The 14,515-nt window shown below is 73.2% G+C and carries 11 protein-coding genes and 3 pseudogenes; 12 read left to right on the top strand and 2 right to left on the bottom strand.

From position 1 onward, the window contains the following. Positions 1-15 precede the first annotated feature (15 nt). The 10 genes and pseudogenes from ACZ4WH_RS04495 (at position 16) to ACZ4WH_RS04450 (ending at position 9,693) form a co-directional block, all read left to right on the top strand. Positions 16-477 (top strand): fluoride efflux transporter FluC, encoded by a 462-nt coding sequence (locus tag ACZ4WH_RS04495; RefSeq protein WP_468176502.1) that lies wholly within the window; start codon positions 16-18, stop codon positions 475-477. Continuing rightward, a complete protein-coding gene (locus tag ACZ4WH_RS04490; protein ID WP_468176500.1) occupies positions 474-842 on the top strand; it encodes a DUF190 domain-containing protein in 369 nt (122 codons plus the stop codon). Before ACZ4WH_RS04495 ends, ACZ4WH_RS04490 begins: the two co-directional genes overlap by 4 nt. 216 nt (positions 843-1,058) lie before the next feature. Next, on the top strand, positions 1,059-1,895 hold the full coding sequence (locus ACZ4WH_RS04485; protein ID WP_468176498.1) for an undecaprenyl-diphosphate phosphatase: 837 nt from the start codon (positions 1,059-1,061) through the stop codon (positions 1,893-1,895). Between the two features lie 171 nt (positions 1,896-2,066). Further along, positions 2,067-2,744, top strand: coding sequence for a FadR/GntR family transcriptional regulator (locus tag ACZ4WH_RS04480; protein ID WP_468176928.1), 678 nt, complete (start codon positions 2,067-2,069; stop codon positions 2,742-2,744). 53 nt (positions 2,745-2,797) lie between these two features. Then, positions 2,798-3,064, top strand: a pseudogene (locus ACZ4WH_RS04475) (amino acid permease); the annotation flags it as partial. A gap of 41 nt (positions 3,065-3,105) precedes the next feature. Beyond that, positions 3,106-4,122, top strand: a complete 1,017-nt coding sequence (locus ACZ4WH_RS04470) for an asparaginase (RefSeq protein ID WP_468176926.1) — start codon at positions 3,106-3,108, stop codon at positions 4,120-4,122. Positions 4,123-4,237: 115 nt separating this feature from the next. Then, on the top strand, positions 4,238-5,650 hold the full coding sequence (gene aspA / locus ACZ4WH_RS04465) for an aspartate ammonia-lyase (RefSeq protein ID WP_468176496.1): 1,413 nt from the start codon (positions 4,238-4,240) through the stop codon (positions 5,648-5,650). 121 nt (positions 5,651-5,771) lie between these two features. Beyond that, a complete protein-coding gene (locus ACZ4WH_RS04460; protein ID WP_468176494.1) occupies positions 5,772-6,701 on the top strand; it encodes a glutaminase in 930 nt (309 codons plus the stop codon). A 167-nt stretch (positions 6,702-6,868) separates the two neighbouring features. Next, the gene (mptB, locus tag ACZ4WH_RS04455) at positions 6,869-8,272 is read left to right on the top strand and encodes a polyprenol phosphomannose-dependent alpha 1,6 mannosyltransferase MptB (RefSeq protein ID WP_468176492.1); all 1,404 of its coding nucleotides are present in this window, start codon (positions 6,869-6,871) and stop codon (positions 8,270-8,272) included. Next, positions 8,269-9,693, top strand: coding sequence for a glycosyltransferase 87 family protein (locus ACZ4WH_RS04450; protein WP_468176490.1), 1,425 nt, complete (start codon positions 8,269-8,271; stop codon positions 9,691-9,693). The genes mptB and ACZ4WH_RS04450 overlap by 4 nt, the downstream gene beginning before the upstream one ends. A 59-nt stretch (positions 9,694-9,752) precedes the next feature. On the opposite strand, the pseudogene ACZ4WH_RS04445 reads toward ACZ4WH_RS04450, so the two are convergent. Together ACZ4WH_RS04445 and rho are read right to left on the bottom strand one after the other, a co-directional pair. Next, positions 9,753-10,598: pseudogene (locus ACZ4WH_RS04445) on the bottom strand (D-alanyl-D-alanine carboxypeptidase family protein); the annotation flags it as partial. Between the two features lie 101 nt (positions 10,599-10,699). Then, entirely contained in the window at positions 10,700-11,848 is a 1,149-nt protein-coding gene (rho, locus tag ACZ4WH_RS04440; protein ID WP_468176488.1) for a transcription termination factor Rho, read from the bottom strand. 387 nt (positions 11,849-12,235) lie between these two features. Between rho and ACZ4WH_RS04435 the strand changes: the two are divergent. Together ACZ4WH_RS04435 and ACZ4WH_RS04430 are read left to right on the top strand one after the other, a co-directional pair. Further along, positions 12,236-13,485: pseudogene (locus ACZ4WH_RS04435) on the top strand (cytochrome P450 family protein). A 130-nt stretch (positions 13,486-13,615) separates the two neighbouring features. Beyond that, positions 13,616-14,509: a hypothetical protein gene (locus ACZ4WH_RS04430; RefSeq protein WP_468176486.1), complete on the top strand. Its 894-nt coding sequence runs from the start codon at positions 13,616-13,618 to the stop codon at positions 14,507-14,509. Positions 14,510-14,515: the final 6 nt, after the last annotated feature.

Genomic DNA, 14,515 nt, shown 5'->3' with positions numbered 1-14,515 from the left:
AGGAGACGTACCGGCATGACCTTCCCGCAGACGGAGATCCGCGGCGTCCGGCCCGCGCGCCCGCCGCGGTCCGAGTGGCGTGCGCAGGCGCCCGTCGTCGCGGTCGTGGCGGTGGGCGGCGCGCTCGGCGCGGTGGCCCGTCACGCACTCGCGCTCGCCTGGCCCACGCCCGCCGGCGGTTTGCCGTGGGCGACCTTCCGGACCAACGTCTCCGGCTGCGCGGCGATGGGCGTGCTCATGGTGCTCGTCACCGAGGTGTCGGCCGCCCACCACCTGCTGCGGCCGTTCTCCGGCACCGGTGTCCTCGGCGGTTTCGCCCCGCTCTCCACCTACCCGGCCGACACTCGCGGACCGGCCGGTTCCGGCCGCCCCGGCGTGGGACTCGCCCATCTCGCCGCGACGCTCCTCGCGGCCCTCACGGCGGTGCGGCCGGCCTCGGCAGCCGCCCGCCGGGTGCTGATCAGGAGGCAGCGATGACGTCACCCACCGGCCGCGCCCTCCGGCTGACCGTCTACCTCGGTGAGAACGACACCTGGCACCACAAGCCCCTCTACTCCGAGATCGTGCACCGCGCGCACGCCGCCGGACTGGCCGGGGCCAGCGTCTTCCGGGGCATCGAGGGCTTCGGCGCCTCCTCCCGCATCCACACCTCCCGCCTGCTGTCCCTGAGCGAGGACCTGCCGGTCGCGGTGGTCGTCGTGGACACCGAGGAGCGGGTCCGGGCGTTCCTTCCGCAGCTCGGCGAACTGGTCGGTGAGGACCTGGTGACCCTGGAGGAGTGCGAGCTGGTCCTCCCGCCCGCCCCGGACAATACGGACAGCGATGGTAAGAAGTCGTTGTGAACCGGCGGCTCGTCAGCGCGGGATCCCTCGCCCCCGGGCCGCTGTCGGGCTCTACGCTGCCCTGAACGTCGTGGCAAGCATGTCGGCAGGCTCGCGGCGGCCTTTACCGGGGTCTCACTCGCCGGCGCTCTCCGGGCCCAGGCGCTTGCCGTACGGCCGGGCGCAGCAAGTACTGTCTACAGCAATGTCGACCAACTCTCCTCAGAACTGGATCCCATGAGCGCCATCTCCGTCGGTCAGGCCGTCGTCCTCGGAGTAGTCGAGGGGGTGACCGAGTTCCTCCCCGTGTCCTCCACCGGCCACCTGAAGATCGCCGAGGGGCTCATGGACATCCCCGTCGACGACAAGTCCGTCGTCGGGTTCTCCGCCGTCATCCAGGTCGGTGCCATCGCCGCCGTGCTCGTGTACTTCCTCAAGGACATCAAGCGGATCGTCACCGCCTGGTTCCGCGGTCTGACCAACCGCGAGGAGCGCTACCACCACGACTACAAGTTCGCCTGGTGGGTCATCGCCGCCACCATTCCGATCGTGCTGGTGGGCCTGGCCGCGAAGCCGCTGATCGACGGCCCGCTCGCCTCCCTGTGGGTGGTCGCCGGGTCGCTGATCGTCGGCTCGGGCGTGATGTGGGCCGCCGACCAGATGGGCCGGCACAAGCGTGGTGAGGACGACACGTCGTTCAAGGACGCGATGTGGGTCGGCTGCTCCCAGATCCTCGCCCTGCTCTTCCCCGGCTTCTCCCGATCCGGCGCCACCATGTCCACCGCGCTCATCCTGGACCTGGACCGCGTCGCCGCCACCCGGCTGTCCTTCTTCCTGGGCATCCCGGCGCTGACCGGCGCGGGCCTGTACGAGCTGAAGGACGCCCTGGGCGCGGGGGTCGGCGCCGCCCCGCTGGCCGTCGGCACGATCGTCTCCTTCGTGGTCGCCTACGCCTCCATCGCCTGGCTGCTCAAGTTCGTCGCCAAGCACTCCTTCAACGCCTTCGTGATCTACCGGATCGTCATCGGTGTCGGCCTCCTCGGTCTGCTGGCCACCGGCACGCTCAGCAGCTGAGCGAACGCGCTGATCAGCCGCGGGGTGCGGATGTCTGCATTCAGGCATCGCACCCCGTGAATGTTTCCTTACGGGTCGCCTTGACAGTCCCGCCCCGCAAGCCGCAGGATCGCTCCCGTGAACCTGTCAGACAGCCAGACAGGTGGTCGGGCCCCGCAGCGCGTCAGCGCCATGGAAGCGGTGCTCGCCCACCTCCGTGACGCCATCGAGCGCGGCCGGTACGCCATCGGCGACAAGCTTCCCTCCGAGGCCGAGCTGTGCCGCACCCTCGAGGTGTCCCGGCCCGTGCTCCGCGAGGCGCTGCGCGCGCTCCAGACGATGGGTCTCACGGTCTCCCGGACCGGCAAGGGCACCTTCGTCGTCGCGAACGCGGTCGAGGACCCCACCTTCGGCGACTACGCCGCCAGCGACCTGCTCGAAGTGCGCCGTCACATCGAGATCCCGGTCGCCGGATACGCGGCCCTGCGCCGTACCCCGGAGAACCTGGACCACCTGGCCCATCTGCTCGACCGCATGGAGCGGGAGACGGACACCACCGCCTGGGTCGCGATGGACACCCTCTTCCACCTCGCCGTGGCCGAGGCCGCCCAGAACCCGGTCTTCCGCCGGGTCATCGAGGAGATCCGCGACGCACTGGCGCGCCAGTCGGCCTTCCTCAACGAGCTGGGCGGGCGCCGAGAGCAGTCCAACCGCGAGCACCGGGCGATCGTCGAGGCGCTGGCCGACGGTTCCGAGCACGACGCCGTGGAGGCCATGAGCCACCACCTGGACCGCGTCGAGACGACCCTCACCGACATCGTGCGGCCTCAGCGGACGGACTCGCCCACGGAAGGCGGACCCGAGGCGTGAGCGAGCAGCACCTCACAGACGAGACGCGCCCCTCGTCCGGCCATGCCGACGCCGGCACGATCATGACCCGTCACCTGCTCTTCCGGCGGAAGACCCGGAACGCCGAGCTGATCCGGCCGCCGTACCGCCTGCCGGGCTCCCCCCGGACCGAACGCGTGACGCCGGCGTTCCTCGCCTCCGTGCCGGTCCTCATGTACGCCGACGGCGGCGCCGGACGCACCACCGTGCCCTGTCTGCCGCTGATCGTCGCCGCACTGGTCGCGGGCTGGTACGCCATCCGCGCCCGCGTGTCCCGCATATCCACCGGCGCCGACGCGTGACCCGCGTACCGGCCGACCCCGACCCCATGATTCAGGCAGTGATGCACAGCAGTTCCCCCGTCGACGCACCCGTCGTCCGCGAACCCCTCCACGCCCCCGTCGCCCACCTCGTCCGCGGCGGGGTCGTCGAGGGCATCCACTACGGCTCCGTCGTCGTCCTCGGCGCCGACGGCCAGGTCCGGTTCCAGCTCGGTGACATCGAGGCGGCCTTCTACCCCCGCTCGGCCCTCAAGCCCGTCCAGGCCGTGGCCATGCTGCGGGCCGGGCTGCCGCTCGACGGCGAACTGCTGTCGCTGGCCGCCGCGAGCCACTCCGGCGAGGAGCGCCACCTCGCCGGCACCCGGCGCATCCTCGAACTCGCCGACCTGACCGAGGACCACCTGCGCAACGTGCCCGACATGCCGTTCGACCCGGTCGTCCGGGACGCCTGGGTCCGCGAGGGTCGCGGGCCCTCCCGGCTCGCCCAGAACTGCTCCGGCAAGCACGCCGCCATGCTGTGGACCGCCCAGCTCAACGGCTGGTCCCTGGACGACTACCTCGACCCGCGGCACCCGCTCCAGCAGGCCGTCGCCGCGACCGTCGAGGAGCTGACCGGCCAGCGCGTCGCCCGGGTCACCGTGGACGGCTGCGGCGCCCCGCTGTTCTCCGTCTCCCTGCACGGACTCGCCCGCGCCCTCGCCCGGATCACCTCGGCCGCGCCCGGCACCCCCGAGGCCCGCGTCGCCGACGCGATGCGCGAACACGCCGAGATGGCCTCCGGCGCCAGGCGCGATGTGGCCGCGCTGATGCGGGCCGTGCCGGGGCTGCTCGCCAAGGACGGTTTCGAGGGCGTGCAGGTCGCCGCGCTGCCGGACGGCCGGGCCGTCGCTGTGAAGATCGCCGACGGGGCGAACCGGGCGCGGATTCCGGTGGCGGCGGCGGCGCTCGCTCGCGCGGGCGTCGAACCCGCCCTGCTCACCGAGTTCGCGGGGGAGCCGCTGCTCGGGGGCGGGGAGCCGGTCGGGTGTGTGCGGGCGGTGCGTGCGCTGGACCCGGTTGCGCTCACTGCCTGCGCTTAGCTCCGCTGGATCGGCCGTTGTGGAGCTGCGGGTCCGTTGTGGTCGATCGCGCAGTTCCCCGCGCCCCTTTCAGGGCGCTCTCACCTCCGTACCTCAGGAAGAGGACCGTACCCTCATGACCGCCGCCACGCGCAGCGAACACGATCTGCTCGGCGACCGCGATGTCCCCGTCGACGCGTACTGGGGCATCCACACCCTGCGCGCGACCGAGAACTTCCCCATCACCGGTACGCCGATCTCCGCCTACCCGCACCTGATCGACGCGCTGGCCGCCGTGAAGGAGGCCGCCGCTCTCGCCAACGAGGAACTCGGGCTGCTGGCGCCCGAGAAGGCGGCCGCGATCGTCGCCGCCTGCCGGGAGATCCGGGCCGGTGAGCTGCACGACCAGTTCGTCGTGGACGTCATCCAGGGCGGCGCCGGCACGTCCACCAACATGAACGCCAACGAGGTCGTGGCGAACCGCGCGCTGGAACTGCTCGGTCACGCCAAGGGTCAGTACGCCTGTCTGCACCCCAACGAGGACGTCAACCTCGGCCAGTCGACCAACGACGTCTACCCGACCGCCGTCAAGATCGCGACGATTTTCGCGGTACGTGGACTGCTCAAGGCGATGTCCGTACTCCAGGACGCGTTCGCCCGTAAGGCCGTCGAGTTCCGTGACGTGCTCAAGATGGGCCGTACACAGTTGCAGGACGCGGTACCGATGACGCTCGGTCAGGAGTTCTCCGCATTCGCCGTCATGATCGAGGAGGACCGCAGCCGTCTTGCCGAGGCCGTCGAGTTGATCCATGAGATCAACCTCGGTGCCACCGCCATCGGCACCGGCCTCAACGCGCCCGCCGGCTACGCCGAGGCCGCCCGCCGGCACCTCTCCGCCATCACCGGCCTCCCGCTGGTCACGGCGGCCAACCTGGTCGAGGCCACCCAGGACTGCGGCGCCTTCGTCCAGATGTCCGGCGTCCTCAAGCGCATCGCCGTCAAGCTCTCCAAGAGCTGCAACGACCTGCGCCTGCTGTCCTCCGGTCCGCGCGCGGGTCTCGGCGAGATCAACCTGCCGCCGGTGCAGGCCGGTTCGTCGATCATGCCGGGCAAGGTCAACCCGGTCATCCCCGAGGTGGTCAACCAGGTCGCCTTCGAGGTGATCGGCAACGACGTCGCCATCACCATGCCCGCCGAGGCCGGACAGCTCCAGCTCAACGCCTTCGAGCCGATCATCCTGCACTCCCTGTCGGAGTCCGTCACGCATCTGCGGACCGCCTGCCTGACGCTGGCGGAGCGCTGTGTGTCCGGCATCAGCGCCAACACCGAGCGGCTGCGCGCCACCGTCGAGAACTCCATCGGCCTGGTCACCGCGCTGAACCCGCACATCGGCTACACCGCCGCCACCGACATCGCCAAGGAGGCCCTCGCGACGGGCCGTGGCGTGGCCGAACTGGTCCTGGAGAAGGGCCTGCTGCCCGCCGAACGGCTGACCGCACTGCTCCGGCCGGAGGTGCTCGCGGGCAGCGGGACCACGTCGGCGATCTGACACGACGCCACCCGCGTGCCGCCCGGCCCGGTCCTCCCGGCCGGGCCGCACGCGACTGCCGTCTTCCCAGGGACCAAGGATCGCCCGACGCCCCCGGGCGCCCCGGCGTCAGGGGTGCGGCATGATGACGATCATGTCCTCGCAGTTCCAGCCGGTCCTCGATCGCATCATGGCGGAGGTCGATCGCACTCCCGGGCGCGGCCGGTCCGCCGACTACATCCCGGCGCTCGCCGCCCGCGACCCGCGCCGGTTCGGCATGGCCGTCGCCGAGCTGGACGGCACGGTGTACGGGGTGGGGGAGTGGCGGCAGCCGTTCTCGACGCAGTCGATCACCAAGGTCTTCACGCTCGCCCTGGACCTGGCCCGCGAGGGCGACGAACTCTGGGAGCACGTGGGCCGCGAGCCCTCCGGCAACCCGTTCAACTCCCTGGTCCAGCTGGAGTACGAGAACGGCATCCCGCGGAATCCCTTCATCAACGCGGGCGCGCTCGTCGTCACCGACCGCCTGCACACCCGTACCGGGGACGCGGCCGGCGAGCTGCTGTCCTTCCTGCGCGCCGAGAGCGGCAACCCCGAACTGGGCTTCGACGAGGAGGTCGCCGCCTCCGAGACCGCCCACGGCGACCGCAACGCCGCCCTCGCCCACTTCATGGCGTCCTACGGCAACATCGACAACGAGGTGCCGGTCCTGCTCGACCAGTACTTCCGGCAGTGCTCCATCGCCGCCTCCTGCGCCGACCTGGCCCTCGCCACCGGCTTCCTCGCCCGGCACGGCATCCGGGCCGACGGCGGCCGTCTGCTCAGCCGCAGCCAGGCCAAGCAGGTCAACGCGGTCATGCTGACGTGCGGCACGTACGACGCGGCCGGCGACTTCGCCTACCGCGTCGGCCTGCCCGGCAAGAGCGGGGTCGGCGGTGGGATCATCGCCGTCGTACCGGGCCGGTGCACGCTGTGTGTGTGGAGCCCGGGGCTGGACGAACGCGGCAACTCGGTGGCGGGTGTGGCAGCCCTGGACCGCTTCACGACCCTGACCGGACTGTCGGTGTTCTGAGCGGGCGTCAGTTCGGCGGAACCCGGGGGAGCGACAAGCCGCGGACGGACCGGCAGGAGGAATCCGACCGGCACACACCACGCGCCAGTCACACCTCGGCCCCCGCCCGGCAGGGCTGTCGTCGCCTTCCGGCCACCCGGCGTTGACACGCTGCCCCAGTGTTGGCCATGGCATTTCCCGTCGATCTCCGCCGCTGCCAGGTGATGGGCCTGGCCGGCACCGCCTTTCTCGCGCTCGGCGGTGAGACGGCCGGCGCCCTCCCCGTCCGGGACCTCCTGGCGCCCGCCTCGGTGCAGGCGGCACTCGGCCTGGTCGGGGTGTACTTCGGGGTCGTCCTGCTCGTCGCCGCCTGGGTGCTCCTCGGCCGGCTGGTCCGCGGCCCCGAGCCGCCCACCCCACGCGCCCTGCTGCTCGTCCTGGCCGTCTGGGCGGCCCCGCTGCTGCTCGCCCCGCCGCTGTTCAGCCGGGACGTGTACAGCTATCTCGCGCAGGGCGCCATGGTCGACGCCCACATGGACGTCTACGCCCAGGGCCCGGCGCAGCTCGGCGGCCCGCTCGCCGACGAGGTCGCCCCCATGTGGCGGCACACCGGCGCCCCCTACGGCCCCGCCTTCCTGGCCCTGGCCTCCGCGCTGTCCGGACTGACCCGCGGCGAGGTGCCCGCCGGCCTGCTCGGCATGCGCCTGGTCGCCCTGCTCGGCGTGGCCCTCATGGCGGTGGCGCTGCCCCGCCTCGCACGGCACAGCGGCGCCGACCCGGCCGCCGCCCTGTGGCTCGGCGCCCTGAACCCGCTCGTGCTGCTGCACCTCGTCGCGGGCGCCCACAACGACGCCCTCATGCTCGGCCTGCTCGGGCTCGGCCTGGTCGCCGCGCGGGGCCGCAGACCTGTCGTCGGCGCCGTCCTCGTCACCCTCGCCGCCCTGGTCAAGGCACCGGCGGCGCTCGGCCTGCTGGCCGTCGTGGCCCTGTGGGTCCGCTCCGGCCGCCGCCCGCTGCCGGCCGTCCTGACCACGGCGGCGGCGTCCGCCGCGACGACGGTCGCCGCCACGGCCGTCGCCGGCACCGGCTACGGCTGGATCGGCGCCCTGGACACCCCGGTCTCCCCGCACAACTGGGCGCTGACCAGCCTGCTCGGCCGCGCCACCGGCGCCCTGCTCGAACACCTCGGCAGCGGCCTGGCCCCGCTGGCCGTCCCGGCCTGGCATCTGCTGGGCCTCGCGGCCACCGCCGTGGCCGTCCTGCTGATATGGCTCCGGCTGCGCCCCAGGCCGGTGTACGCGCTGGGCCTGAGCCTCCTCGCGGTCGCCGTCTTCGGCCCGGCGATCCGCCCCTGGTACGTGCTGTGGGGCCTGTTCCTCATCGCCGCCGCCGCGCCCAGCACCTCGGTACGGCACCGGGTGGCCGCCCTGGCCGGGGTCCTCGCCCTCGCCGTGCTGCCCAGCGGCGGCCCGGCCGACCTCGGCCAGCTGGTGCTCGCGGTCTCCGGCGGGGCGCTCGGGGTGGTCGTCCTGTGGCAGGCCCACCAGGCGCACCAGGCCGCCCAGGCCCCGGTGCCGGGACGCGCGGCATGACCGGCCGGTGGGGACGGCCGGGGCTGCCCGGGCGGCTGGGAGAGCTGGGGCCGCGCACGGACCGGGGCCGGCTGCTGCTCGTCCTGCTCCTCGTGGCGGCCGTGACCGTGTTCACGGCGACCGTGCCGCTGCTGCGCGGCTTCTTCGACCTGCGGGTGTACTACGGCACCGTGCACACCTGGGTGCACCACGGCGGCCGGATCTACGACTACCGGGTGCCGGGCACCGCGTACGGCTTCACGTATCCGCCGTTCGCCGCCGTCACCATGCTGCCGCTGGCCCCGCTCGGCCGGACCGCGGCGATCGCCGTGTCCCTGCTGGTGAACCTGGCCGCGCTCGCGGTGGTCCTGCGCATCCTGGCCGGGCCGCACTGGCGCCGCCACGGCTGGTACCGGTGGGCGCTGTGCCTGTGCCTGCTCGCCCTGTTCGAGCCACTGCGGGACACCGTCAGCTTCGGCCAGGTGAACCTGGTGCTGCTCGCCCTCGTCCTCGGCGACTCCTGGCTGCTGGCGAGCGGCCGGGGCCGCTGGGCGGGCGCCGGGATCGGGCTCGCCGCCGCCGTGAAGCTCACTCCCGCCCTCTTCATCGGCCTGCTGCTGCTCGCCGGGCGCCGGTGGGCGGCCGGCACCGCCACGGCCGTCGCCGTCGCCGCGACCGCGCTGGCCGCCTGGGCCGACCCGGCGGCCTCCCGCTTCTACTGGACCGAGGCGCTCTGGGACACCGGCCGGGTGGGCCGCCTGGACTATGTGTCGAACCAGTCGCTGCAAGGGGTGCTGGCCCGCCTCGGTGAGACCGGCCGCCCCCTGTGGGCGACGGCGGTCCTGCTGACCCTCGGCGTCTGGGCGTGGCGCGGCCGGCGGGCGGTCGCGGCGGGCGACTGGACGGCGGCGTTCGCGCTCACCGGTGCGGCGGCCTGTCTGGTCAGCCCGATCACCTGGGTGCACCATCTGGTGTGGCTGCTGCCCTCCTTCGTGGTGCTGGTCCGCGCCGGGCACCCGCGGATCGCGGCCGGCCTGTACGCGGCGCTGTGCACCAGCGTGGTGTGGCTGTGGTTCGACGACGCCTCCGGGCTCGACGGGTTCCTGGGGAGCAATCTCTACACGTGGATCGCGCTGGGCCTGCTGCTCGGCCTGCCGGTGGGTCAGTCGCGGCTCGCCCGGTTCCCCTTGGCCCGCAGCACCAGCGCCACGGCCCCCGCGCCGAGCCCGGAGAGCCCCGCGACGACGGCGGTGCCGGACCAGTCCGAGTCGTCGTCCGGGGCCACGGCCGCCACCACCGGCGTCGCGGACGCCGCCGGCCGGGAGGAGGGCGGGCGCAGCCCGTCCAGCGAGCCGACCGGGTCCACCCGTCCGGCCGCCGCGAAGCCCCAGTCGAGCAGGGCGCGGGCCTCCTCGTACACGGTGAACCCGCCGTCGGCCTGAGGGTTCAGCACGCTCACCACGAGGGTGCGCCCGTCCCGGCGCGCCGCGGCCACCAGGGTGTTGCCGGCGTTGCTGGTGTAGCCGTTCTTGATCCCGATGAGCCCGGGGTACGGCGCCACGCCGTCCTCGCCGGTCAGCAGCCGGTTGGTGTTCTCGATGGGGTACGGCGACCCGTCACCGGGGAAGGGCGCCTCGACGGTGGCGCAGTACCGGGCGAAGTCGGGGTTGCGCAGGCCTGTCCGGCCGAACACCGCGAGGTCGTAGGCGGAGGACACCTGTCCCGGGGCGTCGTAGCCGTCCGGGGAGACGACATGGGTGTCCAGGGCGCCGAGCGAGCGGGCCTTGTCCTGCATGCGGGCGGCCGTGGCCTCCCAGCCGCCGCCCAGCCGGGCGAGCACGTGCACGGCGTCGTTCCCGGAGCTGAGGAAGACACCGCGCCACAGGTCGGCCACCTGGTAGGTGTGCCCTTCCTCGACGCCGACCAGGCTGCTGCCCTCGCCGACGTCGTCCAGCTCCCCGTACCGCACGGTGTGCTGCTGCCCGCTGGGCAGCACCGGCAGCACGGTGAGCGCGAAGAGGGTCTTCAGGGTGCTCGCGGGCGGGAGTTCGCGGTGGGCGTCGTGCGCGGCCAGCACCTCCCCGCTGCCCGCGTCGGCGACCAGCCAGGACAGCGCCGAGAGGTCCGGCAGCTCGGGCGCGCCCGGGTGCGGCCGGACCTGGATGCCGGAGTGGTAGAGCAGGGACGGCCCCGGCACCGCGGCCCGGGGGCGGGGCGGGGCGGGCTCCCCGGCGGGGTGCGCTGCCCGGGGTCCGGCGGCGGCAGCGGCCGGCGTGAGCGCCAGCAGGCCCGCCACACAGAGGGAGCAGGCCGACACAGCCACGCGATAAGAGAATCCGGTGATCATATGATCAACGTACGAACTTGGCTCGCGTGCACCACGCCGCCGGGCCGTTCGGGTCGCCCGGGCAACCCGGATGCCGCACCCGGCCGCCCGGTCGCCGGGCGTCAGGCGTCCGGCAGGGTGGGCCGGACCTGCCGCAGGAACGCGGCGTTGCCGGGTGTGGCGCGCAGCCGCTCCAGCAGGGTCTCCAGCCCGGAGGGCCCGCCGTCCCGCGAGCGCAGAACGCGGCGCAGACCGTGTACGGCCGTCAACTCGGCCGGAGTGAGCAGGAGTTCCTCGCGGCGGGTGCCGCTGGCGTCGATGTCGACGGCGGGGAAGACGCGACGGCCGGCGAGTTCCCGGTCCAGGCGCAGTTCCATGTTGCCCGTGCCCTTCAGCTCCTCGAAGAAGTAGCCGTCGGCGCGGGAGCCGGTGTCCACGAGGACCGTGGCCAGGATGGTGAGCGAGCCGCCCTCCTCGGCCTGGCGCGCGGCGCCGAAGAACCGTTTGGGGCCGAGCAGCGCACCGGCGTCGACACCGCCGCTCAGGGTACGGCCGCCGGCGGCGGAGGCGTTGTTGTGGGCCCGGCACAGCCGGGTCAGCGAGTCCAGCAGGACGACGACGTCCTCGCCGGCCTCCACCAGGCGCTTGGCCCGCTCCACGACGAGGTCGGCGAGGGCGATGTGCTCCTTGGCCGACCGGTCGAAGGTGGAGGCGTACACCTCGCCGCGCACCGAGCGGCGCATCTCGGTGACCTCCTCGGGCCGCTCGTCGAGCAGGAGGACCATCAGCCGGCACTCGGTGTGGTTGCCGGCCACGGCGGCGGCGAACTGCTGGAGCAGCACGGTCTTGCCGGTCTTCGGCGGGGCGACGATGAGGCCGCGCTGGCCCTTGCCGACCGGCGCGAGCAGATCGGTGACGCGTCCGGCCAGGCCGGAGGCGGGGTGTTCCAGACGGACGCGCTGATGCGGGTGGAGCGGGGTGAGGTCGCGGAAGTGCCGCCGGGAGCCCAGCTCGCCGGGAACGCGTCCGTTGACGCGCGCGACCTCGGTCAGGGCCCGCTGTGCTCCCCGGACGCCTTCGACCAGGTCGCCCTTGCGCAGCCCGTGGCGGCGGATCAGCGCCGGCGCGACCTGCGGATCGGCGGGGGAGGGCAGGAGGCTCGCGGCCCTCAGGTGTCCCTTCCCGTGCGCGTCGATGTCGAGGACGCCGGTGACGAGCGGGGCAGCCGGGGCCTGCCGGGCCACCGGCGGGTGTTCGAGTGTGGTGGTCATGGGGTGGGGTCCTTTCGCGGACGGGTCAGAACGGAGAAGGGGGAGAGGCCGCGAGCGGGAGGCGCAGGTGGCTGCCTCCGGGCGGCGGGAACGGCACCTCGGGTACGGCGCGGAAGGCTCGTCGCGAGGTGGTGCTGAGAAGCTGACGCGCCGGGAGCCGGACATCCGGAAAACGGCGGACGGATCAGCGTGAAGAAGAGAAACTGGCACCGGCGGCCACGGTGGCCGTACACGAGTGCTGAAGGAACGGTACCACTCGGGGGAGTACCGCGTCCGTGATCGGCGCAACAAACCACCGGATCGGGCTATTCCCGGGGCGGGAGGACCGGTCCTCGTGCCAGGGGAACGTCAGGAGGATTCGCCTTGTCAGGGGAACGTCAGGATCCGGTGGACACCTCGGCCGCCCGCACCCCGCATCGCCTGGACCCCGCCGGCGGCTGCCCGCACGCCGTCAACGCGCGATTGCTGGCCCAGGGTGCCGTGGCCCCGGTCGAGCTGCCCGGCGGGATTCAGGGCATGGCCGTACTCGGGCACGACGCGCTGAAGGAGTTCCTGCAACACCCCGGGGTCGCCAAGAACGCCCGCCACTTCACGGCCCTGCGCGAGGGACGGATCGCCGAGGGCTGGCCGTTGCTGACGTTCGCCACCGTGCCGGGTATGACCACGGCCGACGGTGACGACCACCGGCGACTGCGGTCCCTGGCCGCCCGCGCCTTCACGCCCCGCCGGGTGGCGGGACTGCGGCCGCGCATCGAGGAGTTGACCGACTCGCTGCTCGACGGCCTCGCGCACACCGCCGCCGCGGGCGACGGGGTCGCCGATCTGCGGCGGCACTTCGCCCTGCCCCTGCCGATGGGAGTGATCTGCGAACTCCTCGGCGTGGACGTGGAGTTCCGCGACCGGCTGCACCGGCTCGGCAGCCTGGTCGTGGCCACCGACACCGCACCGGCCGAGGCCGTCGCGGCCAACCGCGAACTCGTCGCCGTCCTCGGCGAGATCGCCGCGGCGAAGGCCACGCGGCCCGGCGACGACCTCACCAGCGCCCTGATCGCCGCCCGCGACGAGGGCGCGACCGGCTCAGCGGGCCGGAGCTGATCGGCACCCTGCTGCTGATGATCATCGCCGGGCACGAGACCGCCCTCAATCTCATCACCAACGCCGTGCGCGCCCTGTGCGCCCACCCCGAGCAGCTCGGCCTGGTGCGCGCGGGCCAGGTGGGGTGGGCGGACGTGGTGGACGAGACGCTGCGCTGGGACGCGCCGGTCAGCTACTTCCCGTTCCGCTGTCCCGTGCGGGACCTGACCGTCGCCGGCACGCTCATACCCGCCGGCACCCCCGTGCTCGCCGGTTACTCCGCCGCCGGCCGCGACCCGGCGGCGCACGGCCCGGACGCCGACCGCTTCGACCTCACCCGCCCCGCCCGGCCCGGCGCCGTACGGCACCTGTCCCTCGGGCACGGCGCCCACTACTGCCTCGGCGCACCGCTCGCCCGGCTGGAGGCGACGGTCGCCCTGGAACGGCTGTTCACCCGCTTCCCGTCGCTGCGACTCGCTGTTTCCGAAGCCGACCTGGCGCCCCACGCGGGCTTCGTCGGCAACAGCGTGCGCGGCCTGCCCGTGCGGCTCGCGGCGGGGTGACCCGTCCCTGAGCCGCGAACCGGCCGGACCGTCAGGGACCGGGGAGCACGACGGGGAACAGAAGTCCGCAGACCATAACGATCCCGGACGTCAGGGGACTTGACCACCAACCGTGCACTATCTTCGCGGCATGTCCACGCCACCGCAGCCCCCGCAGCCGGCCGACCAGCCCGCGCAGCAGCCCCCGCAACCCCAGCAGCCCGCGCAGCAGCCGACCGTCCCGCCGCAGCCGACGGCCTACCCGTACCCGAACCCGCAGTCACCCCCGCCGGGAACGTTCTACGCGCAGCCCACACTGGCCGCCCAGCCCGCGCCGGGGCAGCCGCAGCCGGGGAACCCGTACGCCCGGACACCGCAGTACGGGCCCGTGCCGCCCGTCCCTGCGGCCGGTGGCGGTGGGGCCGGCCGTGCGGTGCTGTGGGCCGCCGTCGGCGCGGTCGTGGCCTCCGCCGCGTGGGCGGCCGGTGTCTTCCTCGTCGGCGGGCAGAGCGACAGCGCCGACCTGCGCGGTTACTCGGCGCCCTCCAACATGTGCTCCAGCGCCGACTACTCGTCCTTCAAGGACGAGTACACGGAGAACGACTCCTCGCCGACCCGTACCTCGCTCAAGGACGAGGCGCTGGACGAGAGTTATTGCAGCCTGAGCCTGAAGAAGCCCGGCTCCTCGTACGCCGACGCCTATCTGACCATGCAGCTGGACCTGCACAAGAAGACCGATCCCGCGCCCGAGTTCACGGCCACCTGGAAGAACTACGGGGACAGTCACACGGGTTACGACGTCGACCCGGTCGAGGGCATCGGCGACGAGGCCTACCTGGTCAGCCAGGACACCACGAACGGCTCCTCCTCCAGCGGCTCCCGGTACGCCACACTCGCCGTCCGGGACGGCTGGGTGACGTACACGATGAGCTACAGCGTCTACCTCACCTCGTACGACGAGGACAAGGACCCGCCCGCGCTGACCGACGTCACCGACTGGCTGAAGACCGACGCCAAGGCCACGCTCCGGCAGCTCCAGGGCTGATCACCG

This window comes from Streptomyces sp. NPDC029138 (assembly GCF_055564375.1).
The sequence above is the reverse complement of the archived record's forward strand: the minus strand, read 5'-3'. Positions and strand labels throughout refer to the sequence as shown.

Bases quoted from the DNA above. Each gene is read 5' to 3' on its own strand.
- ACZ4WH_RS04470 (WP_468176926.1), top strand. From the start codon at position 3,106: ATGCACAGCAGTTCCCCCGTCGACGCACCCGTCGTCCGCGAACCCCTC.
- ACZ4WH_RS04460 (WP_468176494.1), top strand. From the start codon at position 5,772: ATGATGACGATCATGTCCTCGCAGTTCCAGCCGGTCCTCGATCGCATC.
- ACZ4WH_RS04450 (WP_468176490.1), top strand. From the start codon at position 8,269: ATGACCGGCCGGTGGGGACGGCCGGGGCTGCCCGGGCGGCTGGGAGAG.
- ACZ4WH_RS04490 (WP_468176500.1), top strand. From the start codon at position 474: ATGACGTCACCCACCGGCCGCGCCCTCCGGCTGACCGTCTACCTCGGT.
- ACZ4WH_RS04485 (WP_468176498.1), top strand. From the start codon at position 1,059: ATGAGCGCCATCTCCGTCGGTCAGGCCGTCGTCCTCGGAGTAGTCGAG.
- rho (WP_468176488.1), bottom strand. From the start codon at position 11,848: ATGACCACCACACTCGAACACCCGCCGGTGGCCCGGCAGGCCCCGGCT.
- ACZ4WH_RS04495 (WP_468176502.1), top strand. From the start codon at position 16: ATGACCTTCCCGCAGACGGAGATCCGCGGCGTCCGGCCCGCGCGCCCG.
- ACZ4WH_RS04480 (WP_468176928.1), top strand. From the start codon at position 2,067: ATGGAAGCGGTGCTCGCCCACCTCCGTGACGCCATCGAGCGCGGCCGG.
- aspA (WP_468176496.1), top strand. From the start codon at position 4,238: ATGACCGCCGCCACGCGCAGCGAACACGATCTGCTCGGCGACCGCGAT.
- ACZ4WH_RS04430 (WP_468176486.1), top strand. From the start codon at position 13,616: ATGTCCACGCCACCGCAGCCCCCGCAGCCGGCCGACCAGCCCGCGCAG.
- mptB (WP_468176492.1), top strand. From the start codon at position 6,869: ATGGCATTTCCCGTCGATCTCCGCCGCTGCCAGGTGATGGGCCTGGCC.